The sequence below is a fragment of the Mycolicibacterium sp. 624 genome (assembly GCF_040548615.1).
Classification (GTDB): Bacteria; Actinomycetota; Actinomycetes; order Mycobacteriales; family Mycobacteriaceae; genus Mycobacterium.
The window spans coordinates 364,551-388,044 of the sequence record NZ_JBEPRZ010000003.1; the positions used below are offsets into that span (position 1 = coordinate 364,551).

Annotated in this window: 25 protein-coding genes; 15 read left to right on the top strand and 10 right to left on the bottom strand. The window is 66.3% G+C overall.

Features of this window, described 5'->3' with window-relative positions; all coding sequences use genetic code 11:
* Positions 1 to 8: 8 nt before the first annotated feature.
* Positions 9 to 776 (bottom strand): class I SAM-dependent methyltransferase, encoded by a 768-nt coding sequence (locus tag ABIA65_RS14620; protein ID WP_354523981.1) that lies wholly within the window; start codon positions 774 to 776, stop codon positions 9 to 11.
* A 357-nt stretch (positions 777 to 1,133) separates the two neighbouring features.
* Between ABIA65_RS14620 and ABIA65_RS14625 the strand changes: the two genes are divergently transcribed.
* From ABIA65_RS14625 to ABIA65_RS14645, 5 genes are read left to right on the top strand one after another with little or no spacing between them, the layout of a single operon-like run.
* The gene (locus tag ABIA65_RS14625; protein ID WP_354523982.1) at positions 1,134 to 2,342 is read left to right on the top strand and encodes an amino acid ABC transporter substrate-binding protein; all 1,209 of its coding nucleotides are present in this window, start codon (positions 1,134 to 1,136) and stop codon (positions 2,340 to 2,342) included.
* Positions 2,343 to 2,344: 2 nt separating this feature from the next.
* Complete coding sequence (locus ABIA65_RS14630; protein ID WP_354523983.1) at positions 2,345 to 3,229, top strand: branched-chain amino acid ABC transporter permease; 885 nt, start codon at positions 2,345 to 2,347, stop codon at positions 3,227 to 3,229.
* Position 3,230: 1 nt separating this feature from the next.
* Positions 3,231 to 4,322, top strand: a complete 1,092-nt coding sequence (locus ABIA65_RS14635) for a branched-chain amino acid ABC transporter permease (protein WP_354523984.1) — start codon at positions 3,231 to 3,233, stop codon at positions 4,320 to 4,322.
* Entirely contained in the window at positions 4,319 to 5,062 is a 744-nt protein-coding gene (locus ABIA65_RS14640) for an ABC transporter ATP-binding protein (protein WP_354523985.1), read from the top strand. Before ABIA65_RS14635 ends, ABIA65_RS14640 begins: the two co-directional genes overlap by 4 nt.
* Positions 5,052 to 5,801: an ABC transporter ATP-binding protein gene (locus tag ABIA65_RS14645; protein ID WP_354523986.1), complete on the top strand. Its 750-nt coding sequence runs from the start codon at positions 5,052 to 5,054 to the stop codon at positions 5,799 to 5,801. Before ABIA65_RS14640 ends, ABIA65_RS14645 begins: the two co-directional genes overlap by 11 nt.
* Here the strand turns inward: ABIA65_RS14645 and ABIA65_RS14650 are convergent.
* Positions 5,771 to 6,976, bottom strand: coding sequence for an MFS transporter (locus ABIA65_RS14650; protein WP_354523987.1), 1,206 nt, complete (start codon positions 6,974 to 6,976; stop codon positions 5,771 to 5,773). The two genes, ABIA65_RS14645 and ABIA65_RS14650, sit on opposite strands and share 31 nt — an antisense overlap.
* A 155-nt stretch (positions 6,977 to 7,131) precedes the next feature.
* Between ABIA65_RS14650 and ABIA65_RS14655 the strand changes: the two genes are divergently transcribed.
* Entirely contained in the window at positions 7,132 to 7,917 is a 786-nt protein-coding gene (locus ABIA65_RS14655) for an SDR family oxidoreductase (RefSeq protein ID WP_354523988.1), read from the top strand.
* On the opposite strand, the gene ABIA65_RS14660 is transcribed toward ABIA65_RS14655, so the two are convergent.
* The gene (locus tag ABIA65_RS14660; protein WP_354523989.1) at positions 7,904 to 8,935 is read right to left on the bottom strand and encodes a LacI family DNA-binding transcriptional regulator; all 1,032 of its coding nucleotides are present in this window, start codon (positions 8,933 to 8,935) and stop codon (positions 7,904 to 7,906) included. The genes ABIA65_RS14655 and ABIA65_RS14660 overlap by 14 nt on opposite strands.
* A gap of 111 nt (positions 8,936 to 9,046) precedes the next feature.
* Here ABIA65_RS14660 and ABIA65_RS14665 point away from each other — a divergent pair, with 111 nt between their 5' ends.
* From ABIA65_RS14665 to ABIA65_RS14690, 6 genes are read left to right on the top strand one after another with little or no spacing between them, the layout of a single operon-like run.
* Complete coding sequence (locus ABIA65_RS14665; RefSeq protein WP_354523990.1) at positions 9,047 to 9,943, top strand: dihydrodipicolinate synthase family protein; 897 nt, start codon at positions 9,047 to 9,049, stop codon at positions 9,941 to 9,943.
* Positions 9,940 to 10,863 carry a dipicolinate synthase subunit DpsA gene (locus ABIA65_RS14670; protein WP_354523991.1) on the top strand — a complete coding sequence of 308 codons (924 nt, stop codon included), beginning with the start codon at positions 9,940 to 9,942 and terminating at the stop codon, positions 10,861 to 10,863. The genes ABIA65_RS14665 and ABIA65_RS14670 overlap by 4 nt, the downstream gene beginning before the upstream one ends.
* Before the next feature lie 24 nt (positions 10,864 to 10,887).
* On the top strand, positions 10,888 to 11,691 hold the full coding sequence (locus ABIA65_RS14675) for a DODA-type extradiol aromatic ring-opening family dioxygenase (RefSeq protein ID WP_354523992.1): 804 nt from the start codon (positions 10,888 to 10,890) through the stop codon (positions 11,689 to 11,691).
* Positions 11,692 to 11,718: 27 nt separating this feature from the next.
* Positions 11,719 to 12,003, top strand: coding sequence for a hypothetical protein (locus ABIA65_RS14680; RefSeq protein WP_354523993.1), 285 nt, complete (start codon positions 11,719 to 11,721; stop codon positions 12,001 to 12,003).
* A complete protein-coding gene (locus ABIA65_RS14685) occupies positions 12,000 to 13,631 on the top strand; it encodes an N-acyl-D-amino-acid deacylase family protein (protein WP_354523994.1) in 1,632 nt (543 codons plus the stop codon). The genes ABIA65_RS14680 and ABIA65_RS14685 overlap by 4 nt, the downstream gene beginning before the upstream one ends.
* Before the next feature lie 46 nt (positions 13,632 to 13,677).
* Entirely contained in the window at positions 13,678 to 14,457 is a 780-nt protein-coding gene (locus ABIA65_RS14690) for an SDR family oxidoreductase (protein ID WP_354523995.1), read from the top strand.
* 192 nt (positions 14,458 to 14,649) lie between these two features.
* Here ABIA65_RS14690 and ABIA65_RS14700 read toward each other — a convergent pair whose 3' ends face one another.
* The gene (locus ABIA65_RS14700) at positions 14,650 to 15,897 is read right to left on the bottom strand and encodes an NADH:flavin oxidoreductase/NADH oxidase family protein (RefSeq protein WP_354523996.1); all 1,248 of its coding nucleotides are present in this window, start codon (positions 15,895 to 15,897) and stop codon (positions 14,650 to 14,652) included.
* A gap of 104 nt (positions 15,898 to 16,001) precedes the next feature.
* Between ABIA65_RS14700 and ABIA65_RS14705 the strand changes: the two genes are divergently transcribed.
* The gene (locus tag ABIA65_RS14705) at positions 16,002 to 16,922 is read left to right on the top strand and encodes a carbon-nitrogen hydrolase family protein (RefSeq protein WP_354523997.1); all 921 of its coding nucleotides are present in this window, start codon (positions 16,002 to 16,004) and stop codon (positions 16,920 to 16,922) included.
* Between the two features lie 28 nt (positions 16,923 to 16,950).
* Here ABIA65_RS14705 and ABIA65_RS14710 read toward each other — a convergent pair whose 3' ends face one another.
* Positions 16,951 to 17,583 carry a TetR/AcrR family transcriptional regulator gene (locus ABIA65_RS14710; protein WP_241405311.1) on the bottom strand — a complete coding sequence of 211 codons (633 nt, stop codon included), beginning with the start codon at positions 17,581 to 17,583 and terminating at the stop codon, positions 16,951 to 16,953.
* A gap of 101 nt (positions 17,584 to 17,684) precedes the next feature.
* On the opposite strand from ABIA65_RS14710, the gene ABIA65_RS14715 reads away from it, so the two are divergent.
* Positions 17,685 to 18,446 carry an aminoglycoside phosphotransferase family protein gene (locus ABIA65_RS14715; protein ID WP_354523998.1) on the top strand — a complete coding sequence of 254 codons (762 nt, stop codon included), beginning with the start codon at positions 17,685 to 17,687 and terminating at the stop codon, positions 18,444 to 18,446.
* A gap of 85 nt (positions 18,447 to 18,531) precedes the next feature.
* Positions 18,532 to 19,326 (top strand): glutaminyl-peptide cyclotransferase, encoded by a 795-nt coding sequence (locus tag ABIA65_RS14725; RefSeq protein WP_241405313.1) that lies wholly within the window; start codon positions 18,532 to 18,534, stop codon positions 19,324 to 19,326.
* Between the two features lie 25 nt (positions 19,327 to 19,351).
* On the opposite strand, the gene ABIA65_RS14730 is transcribed toward ABIA65_RS14725, so the two are convergent.
* From ABIA65_RS14730 to ABIA65_RS14750, 5 genes are all read right to left on the bottom strand, one after another.
* Positions 19,352 to 19,981, bottom strand: coding sequence for an FKBP-type peptidyl-prolyl cis-trans isomerase (locus tag ABIA65_RS14730; RefSeq protein ID WP_241405314.1), 630 nt, complete (start codon positions 19,979 to 19,981; stop codon positions 19,352 to 19,354).
* 132 nt (positions 19,982 to 20,113) lie between these two features.
* Positions 20,114 to 21,022 carry an MBL fold metallo-hydrolase gene (locus ABIA65_RS14735; RefSeq protein WP_241405315.1) on the bottom strand — a complete coding sequence of 303 codons (909 nt, stop codon included), beginning with the start codon at positions 21,020 to 21,022 and terminating at the stop codon, positions 20,114 to 20,116.
* A gap of 151 nt (positions 21,023 to 21,173) precedes the next feature.
* A complete protein-coding gene (locus ABIA65_RS14740) occupies positions 21,174 to 21,677 on the bottom strand; it encodes a DinB family protein (RefSeq protein ID WP_354524000.1) in 504 nt (167 codons plus the stop codon).
* Between the two features lie 335 nt (positions 21,678 to 22,012).
* Positions 22,013 to 22,615: a class I SAM-dependent methyltransferase gene (locus ABIA65_RS14745; protein ID WP_241405317.1), complete on the bottom strand. Its 603-nt coding sequence runs from the start codon at positions 22,613 to 22,615 to the stop codon at positions 22,013 to 22,015.
* 4 nt (positions 22,616 to 22,619) lie between these two features.
* Positions 22,620 to 23,483: a class I SAM-dependent methyltransferase gene (locus tag ABIA65_RS14750; RefSeq protein ID WP_354524001.1), complete on the bottom strand. Its 864-nt coding sequence runs from the start codon at positions 23,481 to 23,483 to the stop codon at positions 22,620 to 22,622.
* Positions 23,484 to 23,494: the final 11 nt, after the last annotated feature.

Below are 23,494 nucleotides of genomic sequence, written 5' to 3' on the forward strand. Positions count from 1 at the left end.
ACCCGGCGCTAGCGCGTGACCACACCGCGTGCGGCCCAGGCGCACGCGCGAAGGGTGAAACCCTCGCCCGACGGCGCCAGGCGGTCGTGCAGCCGGGACCGCAGCGCGGCTCGCTGCGATTCCGTCAATGTCGCGGTGTAGTGCCCTGCAGGCCCCTGCCCGCCCAGGAACCCCCGCCAGTAGTCGTCGAATGAGGTGAACGTCATCTCGATGACCAACCGCCTCTCCTCGACGCTCTCGAGCCCATGCGCACTCCACAACGCGGCCAGTTCACCGCGCCGCGACAGTGGCATCCGACGTTCGTCGGGGGCGGTTGGATCCAGGGCAACGGCCTCGTCCCAGAACGCTCTGAGCATCTCCATACCGCCGCCGTAGTCCCAAACTGCCGCAGCGACAACACCTCCCGGTCGGGTCACGCGACTCATCTCATCCAATGCGCGGCCGGGATCGGGGACGAAGTTGAGCGAAAGCAGCGCGAGTGCGCGGTCAAATGTGGCGTCGGAGAACGGCAGCGCCTGCGCGTCGGCGACTTCGAACCGTACGCTCGCACCGTCGGCGCGCGCCCGCGCGTACTCGATGTACTGCTGCGCGGGATCGACGCCGGTCACCCGGGTGGCGGGCACTGCGGCGGCCGCGAATGTCAGCGCCCCGGTTCCCGAGCCGACGTCGAGTACCGCCTGACCCGCGCCGACCTCTGCGAAGTCGATCAGCAGTGGCGCCAGGCGACGACTCCACCGGCCCATGAATCCTTCATAGGCGTCGCTCTCGAAGAACATGCCGTGGCCAGCGTATCGCCGGCCTGCTTCTCGGCGCCATCGCTCAGCGGCCGCGTTGCGGACTCGACTCGGCAATGGCGCGCCGCACTCCGGGGACGATCTCGTGCATCCAGCGGTGGATCGCCGACTCGGGTTGTCCGCCGAGGCCATCCCTCGCACCACCCTCTAGGCAGCCGAACTCACCGCCGGCCAGGGTCCGCTGCTGCGTGAGCCTCCGGCAGCACGCAAATACTAAAGCGCTTCCGTCAACTGTGCGTTAATTCACTATTTCCTCTTGCGCTCGCCTCGTGTTCAGTGCAGGGTGTCCTAGTGAAGCGCTTTAGTTGAGTGCTCAGGGCAGCTGTGAGGAGTGCGCAAATGTGGGTACGGAAGAGCCTGACGGTAGCGGCGGCAACGGCGTTGGCGCTGAGTGCTGTCAGTTGCAGCAGCGGCGGTGACGGCAGCGACGACGAACGCATCCTGATCGGAGTCTCGATTCCTCTGACGGGCGACTTCGCCGAGCCGGGGAAGGGTGTCGAGCGGGGCTACCGACTCTGGGCTGAAACTGTCAACGCCAACGGCGGCCTGCTGGGGCGCCCGGTCGAACTGAAGATCCTCGACGACAAGTCCCAGGCCGAGGCGGTGGTCTCAGACTACGAAGCGCTCATCGCCCAAGACGAGGCCGATCTCATCTTCGGGCCGTACTCGAGCCGCCTGGTCGTCCCAGCCGCTCGGGTCGCCCAGGAGTACGGCATGTTGTTCGTGGAGCCGGCCGGCAACGCAGCCGCGGTGTTCGAGCAGGGCTTCGACAACCTCTTCTACTCCGGACCGTCGGTGGCAGACAACAGCTTCGACTACCTCGTCGACTACATCCTCGCCATGCCGGAGGACCAGCGTCCGAAGACGCTGGCGGTGGCGTCCATGGACGATCCCTTCCCGAAGGCCACTGCGCACGGCGTCCGGGACCGCTTGGTGGAGGGCGGTCTCGAAGTGGTCGTCGACGAGCTCTATCCGCCGAACCAGACCGATTTCTCGACGCTGGCCGCCAAGATCGCACCGACCAACGCCGACGTGGTGATCGGTGGGGCGGCCTACCAGGACGCCGTGAACCTGATCATCGCCCTGCAGCAGTTGAACTTCGAGCCCAAGATCGCCGGTTTCACCACCGCCCCGACGCACCCCGAGTTCGCCAGTGCACTTGGGCCGCGGACCGCAGGCATCCTCGCGCCCACCTCCTACTCACCGGATTCGACCACACCGACCAACCCCGAGTTCGTCGCCGCGTACGAGGCGAAGTACAACCACCAGCCCAATGAGGACGAGGCGGCGGCGTTCGCCACGGGTCAGGTCGTTCAGGCCGCCGTGGAGAACGTCGGCTGCGCGGAACAGGGTGAGTGCCAGCAGCAGTTGATCGACTATCTGCGTTCTGCCGAGGTGCCGACAGTCGTCGGCTCGTTGTCCTGGGATGAGGACGGCCGCCCCAAGGGCGCGAGCATGGTGTTGCAGTGGCAGGACGGCGAGACCAAGATCGTGCTGCCCGAGGATGTCGCCGAAGCTGAGATCATCGTCCCGAAACCAGGCTGGTGACCATGGATTTGGCAGTCGTCTTTCAGACCCTCATCCTCGGTGTGCTGCTGGGCGGACAGTACGCGCTGCTGGCCTCGGGGCTCACCCTCTACTTCGGGGTCATGCGGGTCGTCATGCTCGCGCACGCGGCCTTCCTGGTGCTCGCCGCCTACCTCGCCTGGTTCTTCACCTCGGTGACCGGGCTTGACCCCATGTTGTCCCTGGCGCTGACGGTGCCGCTGTTCTTCGGGCTCGGTGTCGTCCTGCAACGAGCTCTTCTCACCCGGCTACGGCCTGCCACCCTGACGATGATGTCGTGTCTGCTCACGCTGGCCTTCGCCTTGATCATCGAGGGCCTGCTCGGATTCGCGTTCACCGGCGTGCAGCGGCGTGTCCAACTCGACTACGGCTCGGCGCAGATCGACTTCTTCGGAGCGTCGATCCCGGTGGTCAAGCTGGTCTCGTTCGGGCTCGCTGTGGCCGGTCTGGGGGCACTGTACTTCGTCCTGATGCGGAGTTCGTTCGGTCGTTCGTTGCGGGCCACCATCCAGCATCCGGACGCCGCGCGGCTGGTCGGCATCAACACCGATCGGGTGGCCAGTTACGGCTTCGGTCTCGGTCTGGCGACCGCGGCCGTCGGTGGTACCGCACTGTCGTTGGACGCCACGATCTTTCCGTCGCTGCACTGGTACTGGATCGGTCCGCTGATGGCGATCATCGTCGTGGGCGGTCTGGGCTCAGTGCCCGGCGCGGCCATCGCCGCGATGGTCCTGGGCATCGCCACCAGCATGCTGCAGATTCCGATGGGCGCGACCTGGGCCCAGACCGTGTTCTACATCGCGCTTTTCGCCACTCTGCTGTTCCGTCCGCAGGGGTTCTTTGGAGGTCGTCTTGCACAGCGCTTCTGACATGGGAGTCACACTCCGGACGGCGAAGCTCGTTCCGGCACTGAAGCTCCTCGGCGTCATAGTTCTGATCGTCGCCGGACTGGCCATTCCCTCCACGCTGGGAAACGCCTACCTGCTGGCGGCGGCGGTGGTGATCCTCAACTACGCCGTGTGCGCCACCGGATGGAACTTCATGGGCGGATTCACCGGATACATCTCCTTCGGTCACGCCGCCTACTTCGGTCTTGGTGCCTACGGCACGGCGCTGCTGATCAACCGGCTGGGGATGACGAGCTTCCTGGCGGTGGCGGTTGCGGTGGTGATCGTCTCGCTGACCGCCATACCGGTGGGCTTCGCCGCGCTGCGACTACGCGGGGCGTCGTTCGTGATCGCCACCATCGCCTTCGTCCTGATCGTGCTCCTGGTGGCCCAGAGTTGGAGTTCGTTCACCGGCGGCTCGTCGGGTATGGAGGCGCCGCGGCCGTTCCCAGGACTTCTGCGTCCCGAACACCACCTGCGGTTCTACTATCTGTACCTAGGTCTGCTGGCCGTCGCGCTGCTGCTGTGGTGGCTGATCGACCGATCGCAGTTCGGCATGCGGCTCAAGGCCATCCGGGAGGACGAGGACAAGGCGCGCGCACTCGGCGTGCCCACCACCGAGTACAAACTGGTGGCGTTCGTGTTGTCGGCGGCCTTCACCGCAGCGGCAGGCGGGTTCTATGCGCTGTGGTTCGGTGACCTGGACCCGGTATTCCAGTTCTCCATCCTGCTGGGCGCCTACATGGTGCTCATGGCATTGGTGGGCGGCATCCGCAGTCTTTTCGGTCCGCTCCTGGGAGCGGTCCTGGTGGGGTTCGCGCTCGAGTACTTCAAGCTCAACTACGGCGACACCCAGATTCACCTCACCGCAACAGGTTTGCTGTTGGTGCTAGTGGTGCTGTTCATGCCAGACGGCGTCATCCCCGGCGTGCGTGACCTGCTGAACCGGCGTCTGCGCCGCGGCGAGACGTCAATCCGCGAACAGACGGCACAGGAGCTGTTGGACTCTCAGCGCGCGCGGACCGAGGACTCCGAGTCCGACCTCGAGCCCACGGTGAACGGAGCACGCGGATGACCACAACCGAAACCGCCAACCTCTCGACGGTCGGGCTGACCAAACGGTTCGGTGGCGTGACTGCCGTCGACGGGGCCACGGTGGAGTTCCGTCATGGCCTCGTGAACGCGCTGATCGGTCCGAATGGGTCCGGTAAGACCACCTTCTTCAACTGCGTCACCGGGATGATCAAGCCGGACAGCGGCTCAGTGTCGTATCGAGGCAGAGACATCACCGGTCGCCCCGCCAACCGGATCGCCAGCGCGGGGATCGGCCGCAGCTTCCAGCTGTGCCGCACCTTCCCGCAGATGACGGTGATGGAGAACATGCTGGTGGGGGTCAGCGGGCCGAAGCTGACCATGATGCGTAGCTCGCGTAACAAGGAGGCGGTGGAGCGGGCCCGTGCGCTGCTGCGGCGAGTTGGCATCGACCACTTGGAGCGCGCCGAGGCGCGCAACATCTCCTACGGTCAGCAGAAGCTGCTGGAGTTGGCCGGTGTGCTGATGAGCGACCCTGAGACGATCATGCTCGACGAGCCCGCAGGCGGGGTGAACCCCGCGCTAATCGAGCGCATCATGACGCTGATCGTGGAACTGAACAAAGAAGGTAAGACGTTCCTGATCGTCGAGCACAACATGGATCTCGTGATGAGCCTGAGCAATCACGTCATCGTGTTCGACCGAGGACGTCCGATATCCGCTGGCACCCCGCAAGAGGTGCAATCCGACCCGCGAGTCCTGGAGGCCTACCTTGGCATCTGAAACAGCGTCCGACTGTCTGCTTGAACTGGCTGACATCCAGGCCGGTTACGGTCGGGCGGCCATGGTGCTGCGCGGGCTGACCGTGCGGGTGCCCGCGGGCAAGATCGTGTGCCTGGTAGGGCCTAATGGCGCCGGCAAGTCGACCGTCCTCAAGGTGGCCAGCGGCCTGCTCAAACCTCGCTCAGGGACCATCCGTGTGGACGGGGACGACGTGACGGGGCAGGGCCCGCAGGCGATGTTGTGCTCAGGGCTGTCCCATGTGCTTCAAGGCCACAGCGTGTTCCGCGAGATGACCGTCGAGGAGAACGTCCGGCTCGGGGCGTTCACAGTGAAGGATCCTGCGGTCATCGCCGAGCGGATTCAACACGTGCAGGAGCTGTTCCCGATCGTCGGGGAACGTTGGAACCAGTTGGCAGGACTGCTTTCTGGTGGTCAGCAGAAGCAGGTGGAGTTCGCGCGTTCGTTGATGGTCACGCCGAAGGTCGTCCTCCTCGACGAACCCTCGATGGGCTTGGATCCGAAGACCACGACCACCGTGTTCGAACAGATCGTGCGCATGCGTGATGCCGGTACCGCGGTGCTGCTCGTCGAGCAGAACGCACGCCGGGCGCTGCAGACCGCCGACCTCGGATGTGTGCTCGACCTCGGATGCGTCCACATCAGCGGGCCCGCAGCCGATCTGCTCGCAGATCCCAAGCTGGCCGACCTCTACCTCGGCGGTGCGGCGGCGCATACCTGATCGGTCTGGCTGGGGTGCGAACTGGCACCGCGGCCACCCTCGCGCAGGCGCAGACTTATCAGCAGCGCGAGGACCGGAAGCGCCGCCAGCGCCAGCAGCGCGTGGCGGTGTCCGTGGCCGTCGGCGATCAGTCCGAGGATCGGAGCGAATGCGCCGCCCGCCGAGACCGACAGTCCGATGGTGACACCGGATGCCGTGCCGATGTGATGCGGCAGGTACTCGTGGCCAAGCGTGGTCTGCACCGAGAACGGAAGGAACACACCGACACCGGCGACGACGACTCCGATCGTGGCCACTGCAGCGTTGGGGGCGAGTGCCAAGGTGAGCAGGCCCGGCAGGCTGATCGCGAAGCCGAGTCGGACACAGGTGACACGGCGCCACCGGTCGGCGATCACGCCGCCGGCGAGCGTGGCGAGTACGCCAACAGCCAGAAACACGCCCAGCAGCGCCGCGCCGACACCTCCGCTGAGTTCGAGTTCCTCGACCACCAGCAAGCCGACGAGCGTCGAGATGCCGAAGTACACACCGGAGCGCAGTATCGCGACCACGGCGAGCCAACCGAAAGTGCGCCAGTCGTCGGCGCCGTCGACGGCCGGGGACCCGCCGTTCTGGCCGCGAGAGGCGTCACCAGCCAGCAGCCAGCGGCGTACCGCGATGACGGTCAGGCCACCGAGAACGCCGGGAACGGCAAGAAGCGGTGACGCCTGCGGCCCCCATGCAAGCAGAATCGGCGCCGCGATGGCGGGTGCGAGTGCCAGCCCGATGTTTCCACCCGCGATGAACCAGCTCATCGAACGGGCGGTGCTGCCGACTCCGCGCGCGAGGCTTGCCGCGACGGGGTGGTAGGCGGCCACGCCGATGCCCGACACCGCGGCCGCGGCCAGCGTCGCGCCGAAGGAACTTGTCAGTCCGAGCAGTCCGATGCCCGCCCCCGCGAGCAGCATGCTGCCTGGCAGTAACCAAAAGGTCTGAAACCTGTCCGTGAGTATGCCGAACAGGGGCTGGACGAGGGCCGAGCCCAGCGTGGCGGCCAGCACGACGGTGGTGGCCTGCGCCGCGGTGAATCCGGCTTGAAGCACCAGGATTGGCACCAGGACGGCGACGCTGCCCTGGTAGAAGTCCGTCGCTGCATGGGAGACCCCAAGCGTGAGCACTCGATTGCTGGGAGCGGTCATCAGTCTGACCCTCGGGCCGGTGCGGGTTTCCGATCGCCTATCAATGCACACCCCTCTCAGTCCTCTAGTGGAGGAGCACTTGAACTCAGATTACCAAAGCGCTTAAGCTGGGTGCGCTCTACGAAATTCGGAACTTTGATGGAGGCACATCCGCAATGGACCTTGGGATTGCAGGACGGACCGCACTGGTCTTCGGCGCGGGTGGCGGCCTGGGTGGGGCCATCGCGACGGCACTGGCACGAGAGGGCGCGCGTGTCGGGCTCGCAGACATCAACGGTGACGCGTTGGCACGCACTGAGGCTCGGCTACGTGAGTCGGGAGCACAGACACACTCAATAGAGTGGGACCTCAGCGACATCGCCGGCGCCGCCGCGCGGATGGCGCGTGTGCAGTCGGCGCTGGGCCCCGTGGACATCCTCGTCAACAACACCGGTGGACCGCCGCCATCGCCCGTGGCGGGACAGCCGGCCGACACATGGCAGTCGCACTTCAACTCGATGGTGCTGGCCGTCATTGGCATCACCGATTTGGTGTTGCCAGCCATGACCGAGCGCGGCTGGGGCCGCGTGATCACATCGACCTCATCGGGTGTGATCGCGCCGATTCCGAATCTCGGGTTGTCGAACACTCTCCGCTCGGCGCTGGTCGGCTGGTCGAAGACACTTGCCGCGGAGGTCGGCCGCGCCGGAGTGACGAGCAACATCGTGCTTCCCGGGCGCATCGCGACCGATCGGATCCGGTTCCTCGACGAGAAGCGCGCTGAGCGTGAAGGTCTGGCATTCGAGGACGTGGTGCAGCAGAGTACTGACTCGATACCGCTCGGTCGCTACGGCCAGCCCAGCGAGTACGGAGATGTTGTGGCGTTCCTCGCCTCCGAGAGGGCGTCGTACCTGACCGGGTCGGTGTTCAGGATCGACGGGGGCTACATCAACGCCGTCTGAGCCCAGTGGAACCGCGAACCACGAGTTCGACGGGGACCTGGATTCGCCGGGCGCGTGCGGCCGGCGGTTTCATCGCCAACGCCACCGCCGAGGTTCCCATCTCGTGCAGCGGCAGACGTACCGTCGTCAGACCCGGGCCGAGGTCGGCCGCGACCCGGACATCATCGAATCCGGTGACAGACATGTCCCCAGGTACGTCGAGGGCACTCCGACGAGTCGTGGCCAGCACACCCGCCGCCATCGAGTCATTAAGCGCGACAAGCGCAGTGATGTCCGGGTGATCGGCCAGCAGGCGTTCAGCTGCCACCTCGCCGCCTGCATGATCGAACGCCGAGTGCTCGACGTACAGTTTCACCCGTTCGCTGTCAGCGGTGAGTGCCTCTGTGACGCCCCGCAACCGGTCGGCGGCTGAGGCAAGGTCGTCGGGCCCAGCGACGATGCCGATCCGGGTGTGGCCGAGTTCTCGCAGATGCGCGCCGACCAGTCCGCCGCCGGACGTGTTGTCGGGCACGACGGCATCGAGTGGCGTGCGGTGACGTCCAATCATCGCGACGCGACCGCCGGTCGCCTGGAACCGTTCGAGTTCGTCATAGGTGGCGCGTGCATCGGAGGTGCCGGTCCGACCGGATCCGGCCATGATGAGCGCACGTACCCGGCTGGCGACCAAGGTGCGAACCTGGGTGATCTCCTGCTCGGGGTCGCGTGAACTCTGACAGATCTGCACGGTGAGGCCGAGGTCGGCGGCCGAGGCCACCACAGCCGAGGCCAGCTCGGCAAAGTACGGGTCGGCGATGTCGTGCACCAGCAGACCCACCGTCGAACTCGCACCGCTGGCCAACGAACGGGCCTGCATATTGGGCACGTATCCGAGTTCGGCCGCGATGGCGCGAACGCGCTCCGCGACCGCCTCGCTGACGCCGGGACGCCCGGACATCGCAAACGAGGCCGTCGTCAGCGACACACCGGCTTTCTCGGCGACGTCAATCAGACGTGCCGGAGTCTGGCGCCCCTGTGGCATATGCGTTAACCCCCAACATCTCCAAGGGACTTGTCAGTCCCGCTCGTCAGACCTTATGCTTCTAAAGCGCTTTAGCAAAAGCGCTAAAGTAATCGCTGCGAGAGGGAGTCGATGCGAGTCACACACTTCTATGCGATCGCCCCAACGGCCTTCGACGGCGCGGGTGGCGTAGATGGTGCCGCGGTCGCGGACAATGTCGCTCGGATCGCCGCTCACGGTGTGACCGGGGTCCTGCTGACCGGCTCCTACGGCGAGTTCCAGGTGCTACGACCCGATGAGCGAATCAGCGTGACCGACACGGTGGTGCGCGCCAATCCCGAAGCGGTGGTGATGTCGGGGGCGGCGGCGCTCAACGGTGACGACGCGATCGACATCGGCGCAAGACTTCTCGAGGTCGGTGCGCACCAGGTGATGGTGTCGGCACCCTTCGCCGCTGAACTCACCGACGCCGACCTCCTCGTGCACTTCGAGCGCATCGGCGATGCGCTGAAGCACGACCTGATCGTGTACAACAACCCGGTTTTCGGGACCGATGTGTCGCCCGCGGTCCTCGAGAGAGTCACTCGAATGTCCGCCTACACGGGCGTCAAACAGGGCACCAAGGCACTGGCGGCGATGGTCGAGACCATAGCCCGGGTGCAGTCGACGGGGCAGGGACAGGTTCTGGCCGCGGCGGACATGGTGTGCGCCGCAGCGGTCGGGGCAGGTGTCGGTGGAGTGACCTCGACGAACGTCTGGGTGTTCCCTGAGGCCTTCATCACACTTGCCGATCCGGCGGTCCCGCCGGCATCGAAGGCAGCGGTCTTGGCGGCTTTGCAGCCCTACGCCGCACTGGTGCGCTCCCTCGGCCAGCCGCGTGTCGTCAAGGCGGCGATGGTGCTGCGCGGCTACGCCGGCACCGCGCGGGTGCGTGCGCCCTACCTTCCCCTCGACGAGACCGAGACCGGTCAGTTGGCGTCCGCGCTCGCCGAAACCGATGATCTGCTCGCCGCGGCGGTCGGTACATGACCGGGCGTCTGGCCGTGGCCGTGCTAGGTGGTGACGAACGCGAGCACCACATCGCCAACGCCCTCGGCGAGAACGAGTTCGACGTACGGGCGTTCGGTGGCGCCGTCCTCGATCCACTTGCCAGGTACCGCAGGGCCAGAAGCGTGGCAGACGCGGTGCGTGGTTCCAGCTGGGTGCTGTGCCCCTATCCGGGCCTGACCGTCAACGACGAAGTCTATTCTCCGGCAGGTGATGTGCCGATCCGACTGGATCGTGAACTGCTTGGCGCGTCGGCGGCGCAACGGGGCGGGCTGGTGCTCGGCCGGGCGAGCGAGAGGGTGCGGGCGCTGTGCGCCGACCTCGGAATCGCCGTTCACGAGACCAAGGCCGACTCGGGCTTGGTCGTCAAGACCGCAACTGCCGTTTCGGAGGCCCTCGTCTCGGTTCTCGTCGAGAGCACCTACCGGCTGCTGCGCGAACACCTCTTCGTCGTACTGGGATTCGGCTCGACCGGTCTGGCGATCACACAGCTGCTGTTGGCCATGCGATGTGAGGTCGTGGTCGCGGCTCGATCACGGCGCGATCGAGAACGCGCCCGCCAACTGGGGGCTCGTCCCGTCGCCTATGTCGACCGCGTCGATGTGATGGAGACCGCCGACATCGTCATCAACACCGTGCCGGCCCTTGACGCCGTTCCGCTGTCGGTGGCGGGCAGTCGCGTCACCGCGCGGATCTTCGACATCGCCTCGCCTCCTGGGGGTATGGATCATCAAGCGCTTGTCGGTATGGGCCTCGACGTGAACTGGGTGCGCGGCCTCGGCGGTCTGCGTGCGCCGGTGTCCATGGCCGAGGCCCAGCTGGAGTTCCTCCAGGATCTCCTCGCTGACGACGTCGGAGACACCGCTCCGGCGCCGCAACAACAACTAACAACGATGTTGTGACTTTGTCACCGAGAGGAGTAGCTGATGTCAACAAGTGAAGAACCGGGTGTCGAGATCGCGTTCGTCAGCTCGCATGCCCCCCAGATCTTCCTCGAGCGCCAGGATTCTCCGGAGGTGCTGGCCGAGACGCAAGCCGGAATGAGGCGGATGGGCCAGCGCATCCAGGAGTCAAACCTGGACGCGCTCGTCGTGATTGCCCTGGACCACATCCACAATCACTTCTTCAACCTGGTTCCGGCGATGACCGTCTACACCGGCTCACCTGTCGTCGCGGCGCTCAACCAGGAGACCGTCGAGCTCCCGGCACGCCCGGATCTGGCCAACGCACTGCTGGATCACCTGCTGACCAATGACTTCGACCCGGCGTGGAGCCAGAAGCAGGTGCTCGACCACTCGTTCATGGTGCCTTTGCACTTCGGCATGCAGGGCGGGCTGGACCTACCCGTCATCCCAATCATCCTGAACACCTACGTGCCTCCGCAGCCGGAGATCTCGCGGTGTTTCAAACTCGGGCGCGAGATTGCCCGCTGGGCTGATAATGCCGGCGTCCGCATCGGGACCCTGGGAACCGGTGGGATGTCGCACTTTCCGGGTACGTCGCGCTACCACGACCCCGACCTGGAGTACGACCAGGAGATTCTGGGCTGGCTGCGGAACGGCGAGGTCAACAAGCTCGCCTCGATGAGCGCCAAGGCGCTGGACACCCACGGTATGACCGAGCTGCGCAACTGGGCGGTGGCCATCGGCGCTCGCGGCAGCGCGCCGAAGGCCCAGCATGTCACCTACGTGCCCAATGATCACTGCGGGTACGCAGTCATCGAGTTCTGAAACAGACTGCAGCGGAGAGGAAACCAAATGTCTGACGGACTCTACTATCCCAGGCCGCGGCCCGAGGACTATGAGCTGGCCCGGTTGATTCATGACATCCAGGAGAGTGACCAACTCTTCACCGACTTCATGGCGAACCCAGAGGAGTTCGTCGGGGGCTACGTGCTGGACGAGGAGGCGCGAAAGCTGATGACGACGTTCGACTACGACGGTCTGGTCGCGCGTGGCATTCATCCCATGCTGTCGGTTCAGTTCATGCGCAACGTCCAGTGGAACCTGAAAATGACTGTTGCCAAGAAGGAAACGGTGTGACACAGCCGGTCGGCTACGTCCTGACCGGCGGGGTGGTGATCGACGGCACCGGCGGGCCACCCGTGACCGCCGACATCCGGCTGCGTGACGGACGCATCGCGGAGGTCGCACCTCCGAACTCCCTCGCCACCGACGGTGGCGAGGAGATCGTCGAGGCGGCCGGGCGGGCGATCCTGCCCGGTTTCGTCGACATCCACACCCACGCCGACTTCTCTCTGCCCACCCATCCGTCCGCGGCGTCCATGATCCGCCAGGGTGTCACCACGCTGGTTGTCGGCAACTGTGGGTTCTCGCCATTCCCGGTGGGACCGGGCGAGTATGCAGCACAACTTCATCAGGCAACGGCGATATTCGGTCGAAATCTGAACTGGCAGTGGACCGACCTGCCCGGCTATGCGGCCTACCTCCGCCAGGTGGGCACCGCGGTCAACGTCGCGCCATTGGTGGGGCACGGGTCGCTCCGGATCGCGGTGATGGGCTACGAGCGGCGCGACGCCACCCGCCGCGAACTCGCCGATATGTGCGAGCTGGCCGAGGAAGCCCTGGCCGCAGGCGCATTCGGAATGTCGTCCGGCCTGATCTATCCGCCCGGCAGTTTCGCGGGCCGCGATGAGCTGGTGGCGCTGTGCCGGGTCATCGCCGCCCATGGTGGGGTCTACAGCACCCATATGCGCAATGAGGGCGAGCAGTTGCTCATCGCGCTCGACGAGGCCCTTGAGATCGCCCGACGCTCCGGCGTCCGCCTGCAACTGAGCCACCACAAGGTGCTGGGGCGCCGTAACTGGGGCCTCACTGAGGCCTCGCTGCAGCGGGTGGATGCCGCAATCGCGGCGGGCGCCGACATCGCGCTGGATCAGTATCCGTATCCTGCGTCGTCGACGACCATGCTGGCGCTGGTGCCGGGCTGGGCTGCCGAGGGTGGTTCGGACGCTCTGGCCGCGCGACTACGGGACCCCGAGACCAGGTCGACGATCCGTACCGAGGTGCTCGACGGACCGAACGACGGACGGCCCAAACGCGACTTCGAACCGGACACCGTCATGATCTCGTCAGTCGGCCTCAAGGAGCACGCAGGGATCGTCGGTCGTCGGCTTGACGAGATCGCACGGGAGACGGGCCGCGAACCAGTCGACGTCATGCTGGATCTACTCGGCCGTGACGGTGCGGTGGAGGTGGTCATCTTCGCCATCGGCGACGAGGACATCGAACGCGTGATGCGACATCCTCGAGTCGCCGTCGCCAGCGACGGCTGGACCATGCACCCCGATGAGGGGGGAACCCCGCACCCGCGCAGTTACGGCACCTTCGCCCGAGTGTTGCAGCGTTATGTCCGCGAACAGTCCCTGCTGTCACTGCCGGAGGCGGTCCGGCGGATGACGTCGCTGCCCGCTGACCGCATCGGCCTGCGCGACCGCGGGCGCATCGCACCTGGCGGGGTCGCCGACCTCGTAGTGCTGGACCCGGATCGGGTCACCGAGCGGGCGACATTCGTCGACCCGCACCAGTTCGCCGCCGGCGTCGACGAGGTGTTCGTCGCTGGTACGCCGGTCGTCCGTGCTGGAGTCCAGACCGACGCCCGACCCGGGACCGTGCTGCGACGATGCAACCAACCGGCGCCGACGGCGTGACACAGGTGTGCAGCCCAGGCCGCCACGGCAGAGAGGACAGGGCCCGATGGATCTCGGCCTGACCGGACGTACCGCACTGGTGCTGGGGACGGGGGGCGGCATCGGCCGCGGAATCGCCGAGGCGTTCGCCGCTGAAGGCGCCCACGTCGCGTGTGCGGACCGCAGGATGGAAGCCGCCCAAGCCACCGCCGATGCGGTCGGCGGCACGTCCACCCGGGCGTTCGCCGTGGAGTTGGGGGACCGGGCGGCCGAACAGGATCTGATCTGTCAGGTCGAGCAGGCCCTCGGGCCGGTCGACGTCCTCGTCAACAACACGGGGGGACCGCCGAGCACCGCGGCCACTGCGGTGCCGATCGACACCTGGCGTGACTACTTCGAGTCGATGGTCGCCTCCGTCATCAATCTTGCCGACCTGGTACTGCCAGGGATGCGCGAACGCGGCTGGGGCCGACTGGTGACCAGTTCGTCATCAGGCGTCGTCGTACCGATACCGATGCTCGGCATCTCGAACACCCTGCGGTCGGCCCTACTGGGATGGTCGAAGACCGTCGCGCTGGAGGTTGGCCCCGACGGTGTCACCTCGAATGTCGTCATACCCGGTCGCATCGCCAGCCGGGCCGCCCTCGACCGTGATGTCCTGCGCGCCGAACAGCAGCACCGCAGTGTCGACGAGATACAGCAGGACTATTTGGTCCGGATCCCCGCGCGTCGTTACGGCACCCCGCGTGAGTACGGCGACGCGGTGGCCTTCCTCGCCAGTGATCGCGCCGCCTACGTCAACGGTGCGATTCTGCGAGTGGACGGCGGAATGATCGAGAGCGTTTAGCGCGGGTCATTCCCGCGTACTGGTTGACGAAGCGGCCCTCCTGGGGGTGGCCCATGCATGCTCCGTCAGATTCGCCGGGGCGTTTGACCAACAGCAGAGTTCGGTCGACGCAGATCAGCTCGTTGCGTCGGGGATGTTGATCGCGAAGATGAAGGTGTCACCCTGCTGGATGCCGGCGGCGGGCTGACCGGCTCAACCGCGCCGCGGACGTGAGAGGGCCGCGAGGCCATTGCGATGCGCGGTGGTGGCGATGGTCCGCCACCACGAACGGGCCGGGTCCGGGTCGCGGCCTGCCGCGATGCGGTGGATCTGGTCGGTGTGCCACTGCACGTCGAGCAGCGCGTCAGCTGCGTGCAGGTCGACCACGCGGCCGAGCAGCGAACGCGCCGACACGCGCGGAGTCCCCGCCGCGGCGTAGTGGCCGGCGTCGCTGAGCAGCCGGTGCGCCGCCTCGGGGTCGACGCACAGCGGACGGCCCATGCCGATCACGTCGCACGCGTCATCCGCCAGCGCTTGATCCATGGCACTTCGTGAACGGAATCCGCCGGTGACGGCGAGCGGCACGGTGCCGGCGTGCGCGCGGACCCGCTCGGCGTAGGTGAGGAAGTAGGCCTCCCGGTCGCGGGTGCTCTGTCGTGCGACGGAGCCCATCATCGCGGGCTTCTCGAATGTGCCGCCACTGATCTCGATGAGGTCGATTCGCTCACGGGCGAGACGGGCGACGACGTGTTCGGACTCGTCCTCGGTGAAGCCCCCGCGTTGGAAATCAGCCGAGTTGAGCTTGATGCCGACGGCGAACCCGTCGCCGACGGCGGCACGCACGGCGCGCAACACCTCCACGGGGAAACGCATGCGGCGGTCCAGATCCCCACCCCAGTCGTCGTCGCGCAGATTGGCCAGCGGTGAGAGGAACTGTGAGATCAGGTAGCCGTGCGCGCCATGCAGCTGGACACCGTCGAACCCGGCGTCCTTGACGATCGCCGCAGCCGTCGCGAAGCGTTCGACGATCGCCTCAATCTCGCCCACCGTCAGCGCGCGTGGACGCGGTGCACCGGGCACGTCGAGCGCAACCGCACTGGGTGCGACCGGGCGCGTGCGTCCGGCGAGCGGATTGGCCTGGCGCCCAGGGTGGTTGAGTTGCACCCAGACACGCGTGCCGCCACGTTGGCCGGCCCGCGCCCAGCGATGCAGGCGGTCACGATCGCGGTCATCCTCGATGGCGACGTTGCGCGGCTCGGCCATGTGCCGCCGGTCCACGGTGACATTGCCGGTGATGATCAGGCCGCAGCCGCCACGCCCCCAGCGGTCGTAGAGCTGTTCGAGCGCCCGCGTCGGTGCGTGCTCACGATCGCTGAGCTGCTCGCTGAGTCCCGCCTTCATCAGCCGGTTTGCCAGCGTCTGCCCGCAGGCTAACTCCAGTGGCTGGCCGATGGCGCTCATCGCACAGGGGTCCGACCGAGGGTGCATCGAGGCGAGCCGCCGACCATACCCGAGTGTTGCACAAACCCTCAGTTTTTGTAGTTGCGTTCAGTTAACCTTCCAAAATGACGCTCGCAGCGGCGATCCAACTCGAGGCGGTTCTCGGCGATGTTCCCGGCAATCTTGCGGCGTGTGAACGGCTCGCCGATGAGGCAGGCCGTGCGGGTGCGCGGATCATCGCGCTACCCGAGTTCTTCTCGACCGGCATCGGCTTCGACGACGTGTTGAAGGACGCCGCGCTGCCGCCGGATGGTGCGGCCACCGCGTTGCTCACGACGCTCGCCCGTCGACATCAGGCACTGGTGGGCGGCTCATTTCTGTGCCGCGACCCTGATGGCCAGGTGCGCAACGCCTACATCGCGGCCGGCCCCGACGGCGTGCTCGGGCGCCACGACAAGGACTTGCCGACCATGTGGGAGAACGCCTTCTACATCGGTGGGCAGGACGACGGGGTGTTTCGCAGTGGCGACTACCAGGTCGGGGCCGCCGTGTGCTGGGAGTTGATGCGCACCGCCACCGTTCGGCGTCTGCGGTCCCGCGTCGATCTGGTGATGACCGGCTCGGGGTGGTGGTCGGTTCCGCAATGGCATCCCCACGCGGTGTTCGATCGGTGGGAACGCGGCAACGCCGCAACGGCCCGAACCGCGGCGGCCTCATTCGCGAAATACGTGGGGGCACCGGTCCTTCACGCCGCGCACGCCGGAGGCTTGACGTGCGCGATGCCGTGGCTGCCCGTGCAGTACCGCGGCCATTTCGAGGGTTCGACTCTGATCACCGACGCACACGGCACGATTCTCGCCGAGCGTCGACCAGATGAGGGCGAGGGCATCGTCCTCGGCGACGTCGAGATCGGCCGTCGCCCTCCCTCACTCGAGCCTCCCGAACGCTACTGGCTGCATTCGCGCGGCGCCCTGGCGAGTGCCACCTGGCACTATCAACGCCTCCATGGCAGGCGCTGGTATCGGCGTCATATGGCCGGCGCGTGACTTCGATCCGCATGCGCCGAAACGGATCTCACGCCTGCAGTGCATCCCGCAGAAGGCCGCGCCCCACCTCGAGGCAGTGCTCGAGTTCTGCCGAGCTGATCACCAGATCGTCCTGACGCAGCGCCAGCGCGATCACGCCGTTCCAGGCTCCCCAGAGAAACCGCATGGTGGCGGGCACGTCGACGTCGCGGATCAGCCCGGCCGCACGTGCCTCGGCGAGGTCAGCCTCGATGCGGCCGACGATTGCCTTGACTCGAGGTGCGATCCGATGCTCGGCGTCCTTGAGCGTCTCGCCGCTCGAGGGCTCCAGCACGCGCAGGACCACGAGCCTGAACTTGTCGGGATGGTCGAGGAAGAAGCGAAGGTAGCAGTCGCCGGATTGCAGCACACGATCGAACGGTCCACGGTCCCGATCGATCCGGGCCATGTACTCCTCGTTGACATCGAGTGCCCGCTCGACGAGCGCGAGATACAACCCGTCCTTTGACTCGAAGTGAAAGTAGACGGTCCCGACCGAAACATCGGCCTCCGCGGCGATCTCGTCGACGGTGGTCCTCACCAGCCCCTTGACGGCGAAGAGCCGTTCCGCGGCGTCCATGATCGGACCGGCCGTGCGCATCCGTCGACGCTGCGCCCGGGTGTCGACCGTACTTTCAGCCATACCGAACGCTACATCGGCGAGCACCGCGGCCACCGAAGCTGAGCCGTGCGCCGTAAAAGTCGACTGCGCCGCGCCGCCTGCGGACCCTAGGATTCTGAGCCGTGGATTTCGACGGAGGGTGGGACTGCCGAGCGAGGTTGGTTGACGGTTGCTGGATCGAGCGCACGCCCAGGCGGCCCGAGGTCGCCAATCAGCTCCGCCGGGAGGCAGCTTTGATGCCGTGGCTGGCGCCACGCTTGCCGCTTCGAGTGCCCGAACCCAAGGTAGTCAGCAACGCGCTGCTGGTCCTGCGCCACGAACTCGTTCCCGGCGTGCCATTGACCGTTCTAGACGCGACGGCGGGCCGGGCGCTTGGAATGTTCCTGCGCGCACTACACGGGTGTCCGGTGACAGAGGCGATCGAGCGCGGCCTCCCCGCCGCCGCAGACACCATCGCAGAGCGTGGCGACACGTTGAAGCGCTTTCGGGCTGACGTCGTGCCGTTGTTGCCGAAGGCACGCGCCGCGTCGGCACTGGCGTTGCTCGACAGTGTCCTGAGCTACCCCGCCGACACGATCGTGCACGGAGACCTCGGGCCAGAACACGTGCTCACGACGGGAGATGGCCCCACCGGCGTTATCGACTTCGGGGACCTCGGATGCGACGATGCGGCGCTTGACCTCGCCTGGGCACTGCACGGCACCCCGGCGGCGTTCGCCGAGGCACTGGCGTCGACATACGGGGTGACCGCCGACCAGCGTGATCGTGCGCTGTCCTGGCACCAGATGGGCCCGTGGCATGAGGTCACCCACGGATTGGATACCGGCGACAGCGATTCGATCCGCCTCGGGCTGATTGGCGTCCTCGACAGGATCACGCCATGACCGTTCGGCCAAAGAAGGTCTGAGACGGACAGTCAAGACCGAGCGCCTCGGCGAGGACACGACTACGACCATGTACAACGAAGTGATGTGGCCTCGCAGAGTGTTGGTGGGATCGACAGCGGCGGTGTTCGCAGGGGCGGCGATCGTGGGGGCGGCGGTGTTGTTGGTGCCGCCGGATGCGGAGGTCACGCCGGTTCCAGTCATCACGCCGGTAGTCGTCGGCGTCATCCCACACGACCCGGCCGCATACAGCGAGGGGCTCGAGTTCGACGGAGGCGACCTGTATGAGTCCACGGGGGAGGAGACGAAATCTCAACTGCGCGAGGTGGATCCGGCGACTGGCCGGGTGCTTCGCTCCGTCGGCCTACCCCCGACGTACTTCGGCGAGGGCATTGCCGTTGTCGGTGACCGCATTTGGCAGTTGACCTATCAGAACAATGTGGCGATCGAATGGGACAAGACCACATTCACTCCGATTCGCGAAGTCCCCATCGACGTCGGCGGGTGGGGGCTGTGCTTCGACGGTGATCGGCTCATCAGCAGCGATGGCACCGGCCGGTTGTCGTTTCACGATGTCAACACCTTCGCCGTGACCGGCGGGATCACCGTGACGCGCGACGGCCAGCCTGTCAGCGGGCTCAACGAGCTCGACTGTGTGGACGGCCGCGTCTGGGCTGCAGCGTGGCCCAACGACCAGTTCGTTCGCGTCGATCCCGCGACCGGCGTGGTTGACCTGGTGCTGGACACGTCCGGCCTGTGGAACCCGAGTGAACGCACGGCTCGCCAGGTAGTCAGCGGCATCGCCCACATCAGCGGCCAGGAGTTCCTGATCAGCGGCAAGGAATGGCCGCAGAGCTACCAGGTGCGGATCGACGCCTGACGTGTCGGGCGTCGATCCGCCGAACTCAACTGGTTGCGTCGAGGATCTTGATCGCGAAGATGAGCGTGTCACCCGGCTGGATGCCGGCGGCGGGCTGACCGGAGGGGTAGCCGTCGGCAGAGACCACCGCGACACCGACTGTGGATCCGACCGTCTGTCCTGCGATGGCCTTCTGGAAGCCCGGCACGACTCCGTTCAGCGGAAACTCAACCGGCTCGCCGCGCTGGTAGCTGCTGTCGAACACAGATCCGTCACGGCCGTTCACGCCCATGTAGCAGACCGAAACCGTGGCATTGTCGGCGACGACTGGACCGTCACCGGCCTGCAGCGTGTGCACCTGGGTCTCGGTCACGCTGAAGGGTGCAGTGACCTTGACGTTCGGCGCTGCCGTATCCGTGGATCCGCTGACCGCAACGCTGCCAGTGGCTCCCGGGAGCGTCCACTCGGGGGCGGCACCGTCCGCAGGCGCAGCCGTTGGGCAGGTGCTGGCCTCGGTTGCCGTCTCCGTGATGCTGGGCGGCGTGAACACGTCGGAGACGGGCGACGAGCTGGCCGATGAGGTATCGGTATCGGAGCCGCACGCGGCGAGCGCCATGACGAGCGACGCGGCGCAGGCCGCGATCGCGACGGAGGAGGACACGCGAGAGGAGTTCACGGTTGCCACGCTACAGCCGCGGTACGCGGTCCTTGCCGCGGGACGGCTCGTTGATCGGGTTGATTTCAGGGCCGACCGGGGGAGGGCCGCGGTGGAAGGGCCGATGCCTGGGCCGGCCCTTCCACCAGGCGGTCAGTAGTCCCAGTTGGCCGGTATGAAGCGGAAGGCGTCGCCGGCGACCGCCACGTGGCACACCGACGGGAACGGCAGGTGAGTGGCCACCAGCGCCTCGCCGCTGGCCGCGAGCTCCTGCAGCAAGCGGATCCGGACTCGGGTGGACTCCTCGGGGTCGTGTTCGAATCCGTTTTGCCACTCGGGGTTGTCGAATCCGACCTGGAACACGGCGTCACCGGCGAACGTCAGTGCCTCGCCGCCGGACTCGATGCGAACGATGCTGTGACCCGGGGTGTGACCGCCGGTGCGGCGAAGCAGCACGCCGGGTGCCACCTCGTGCTCGGTCTCGAACGGCCGCAGCTGGCTGCGATACACGTCGAGGAACTGCGCGGCAGTCCGTCGAAGCACGTCCGGAATCGGACCGGGCATGACCGTGCGGGAGAAGTCGGGCGCTTCCCAGAACTCGGCCTCGGCCGCCGCCAGGTGCACCCGCAGGTCTGGACGGAGCTGATTCCTGAGCCCGTCGACCAGCAGCCCACCGATATGGTCCATGTGCAGGTGCGTGAGCACCACGTCGGTCACCGACGACGGATCGATCCCGGCGGCGACGAGGCGCATCGCCAGCTGCCCGGCCCGCGGGAAGTCCGGGAACTCTGTGCCCAGTCCGGAATCGATGAGGATGGTCTTGCCACCGCTGCGCACTACGGCCACATTCAACGGCCAGTCGAGCACCTCCTGAGGCAGGTACATGTCCGTGAGCCAGGCTGACAGGTCGGCAGGAGCGGCGTTGGTGGCCAGCGTGCCGGTGGTTATCGGTAGCACCCCGTCGCTGATCACCATGACGTCGATATCGCCGACTCGCAGTGCGTAGCGCGACGGAACCAACTCGTCGGGCGTGACGATGTGTGAGGTGGTGTCCAAGCTCATGTTCTTCTCCTCCTGAGCGCCTTAACCAAAGACGTTGCGAAAATTGGACGGTTTGGGCTCCGTCTACAGGTAGGACCGATCAACGGCGCGTTTTGTGACACTGCGGGGGAGACGCAGTCCCAAGCTCATCCCCGCAACCAGCTACGCATTCTCAAGAGTTCGGCTCTCGCCGTGGGGGCCTGTCGATCTGTTCGCGGAGGATGTCGCCGTGACCTGCATGCCTTGCGAACTCCTGGATCATGGCGAGGAGGGTCCACCGCATGCTGACCGTCCCCTCGCGTGGATTGACCTTGATGTCGTCGAGGTCGAAGCGGGAGGCGATCGCACGCGATCGTTGACTGGCGCGCTCGAACTCGGCGATAACATCTGCCAGCGACTCGTCGGCCGTGACGACGAAGGTGCCCTCGTCGCGGCGCGAGTATCCATCGCATTCGGATTCGTCGAGTCCCGCCCAGAATCGTTGAAACCAGATCCTTTCCGCAGCCGCGGCGTGCTTGATCAAGGAGATCGGTGTCGTCAGTGACGCAACGAGTCGCCGGCGGGCGTCGGCGTCAGACAAACCGCGCACGGTCTCGATGAGAGCTTCGCGGTTGCCGTCGAGCATGCTCTCGATGACTGCTCGCTCGGTTCCAGCGGTTGTTCGGTTGGTACTCATCAATTTTCACTCCACTCTGTTGTGCACCATGGGCGCTGTTTGACTGCGTGGGTCGTGATGAATGGCACGAGGCGACGGTGCAGCGATCGATCGCGAGAGAGCGACGACCATCGGCGTCAGGGAACTACCGGGATGGGGGAGATTCGATTCGCGCGCCGCGCAGAGTGCGACTTGGCGGGACGGCGTCGGCGGTGCAGCTCAGACGTTCAGGACGCTCGCCTGGACCCAATATATCGCAGAGTTTCAATCACCGATGCACAAGGACCTGCGATGACCGCGGCGTTGGCAATGCTGCACAGGATCGCGACGTAGGCGGCTGGACGGTGGCCCCGCTATTAGCGGCGGTGTGCGAGCAGATGGACTCCGGGAAAGCGGTGGACGGTGTCGGGACGGTTGACGATCCGCCAGTCCTCGGCGAAGCCGCCGTCAGCGAGGACGCGGCTCAGCTCGTCGGGGTGCCAGCGCCAAGCCGGGGCTACCGCGTGGTCGAACGGTGTTGCGGGGCCAGGCATGTCGGATGACTGAGACGCGATCAGCACCGGTGTTCCGGAACGAAGTCGATCAGCCCACAGCCCAAGGATGGTTTCGAGTTCATCAGGCGGGACGTGTATCAGACTGAACCGGGCGAGGACCGCCGATATGGTGTCGGTTACATCTGTCAGAGTTGCGTCGGTGTCGATGAAGGCCAGGTGCGGGTAGGTGGTGCGGGCGATGGCGAGCATCGCCGGACTGGGGTCACATCCGATGACATCGAGTCCGCGACGAGCGAGGTCGGCGGTGACGTGTCCGATGCCGCAACCCACGTCGACAACGACACCCGCGGTGTGGATCTTCTCCACGAAGGCGGCAACGGCGTGTTGTTCGATTGGCGACTGGTAGGGGCCGGGGAACATCGCGGCGTAGCGCTCGGCGAGCGCCTCATATCCCGGTTGTGTCATGGGCTCAGCGGCTCGCGCGCACGATGCGGCTCGCACGAAGTGCCCGGGGCGGGTCCTCATCGAAACCCGGGGATTCATCCAGGTACCTGCCGATGATGTCTCGCGCGGTGTGGTCCTCGACGGCGGTGAAGCCGAGTGCGCGTAACTGTCCGGAGATGTCGTCAGGTGTGAAGTAGCTGACGAGGGGCTCACCGGCGCCGGCGAGTCGCTCAGCCCGAGCCCGCAGGTGCGCGCGATCCTCGTCGGTGTCCGCTGGCTGCAGGTAGTCGAAGACGACCTCGACGGGCCCGGCCTGTCCGGCGATGTACTCCAGGGTGCTGTGGGCGGCGCTAGGAGTCAGATAGAAGACGACGCCGAGCCACACGAATATCGCCGGTTCCGTGCGCGCGAACGAGGTGGCTTCCAATTCCGCTGCCAGCACTTGTGTTTCGAAGTCGACCGGCACGAGTGTCAGCGTCTCTGGGTGATCAATCCCGGCCGTGGCCAGGCGTTCGCGCTTCCACGCCTGGGTGGCAGGGTGATCAACCTCGAAGACGCGCAGGTCCGGGTGCGGATTGCGGTAGGCGAAGGTGTCCAGTCCGGCGCCGAGGATCACGACCTGCCGCACACCGGTGGCCACGGCCGCGGCCACGGCGTCCTCGGCGAAGCGGGCGCGCGCCGCGAAGAAGAGCCGCCGGGGCCGATCAATGGCCGCAGCGACGGGGTGATCGGTTGTGCGCGTGCTCAAGTCGATCAGCTCACCCGCAGTCACGCCGAGCATGCGCATCGCCAGGGGATCGGCGAAGATCGACGGCCGGTCGGCGCACTGGTGATAGGCACGGGCATACGCGGTAGCGAGCGCTGTCCGACTGCGTCCGGCGTTCTCCATACCCCGAATCT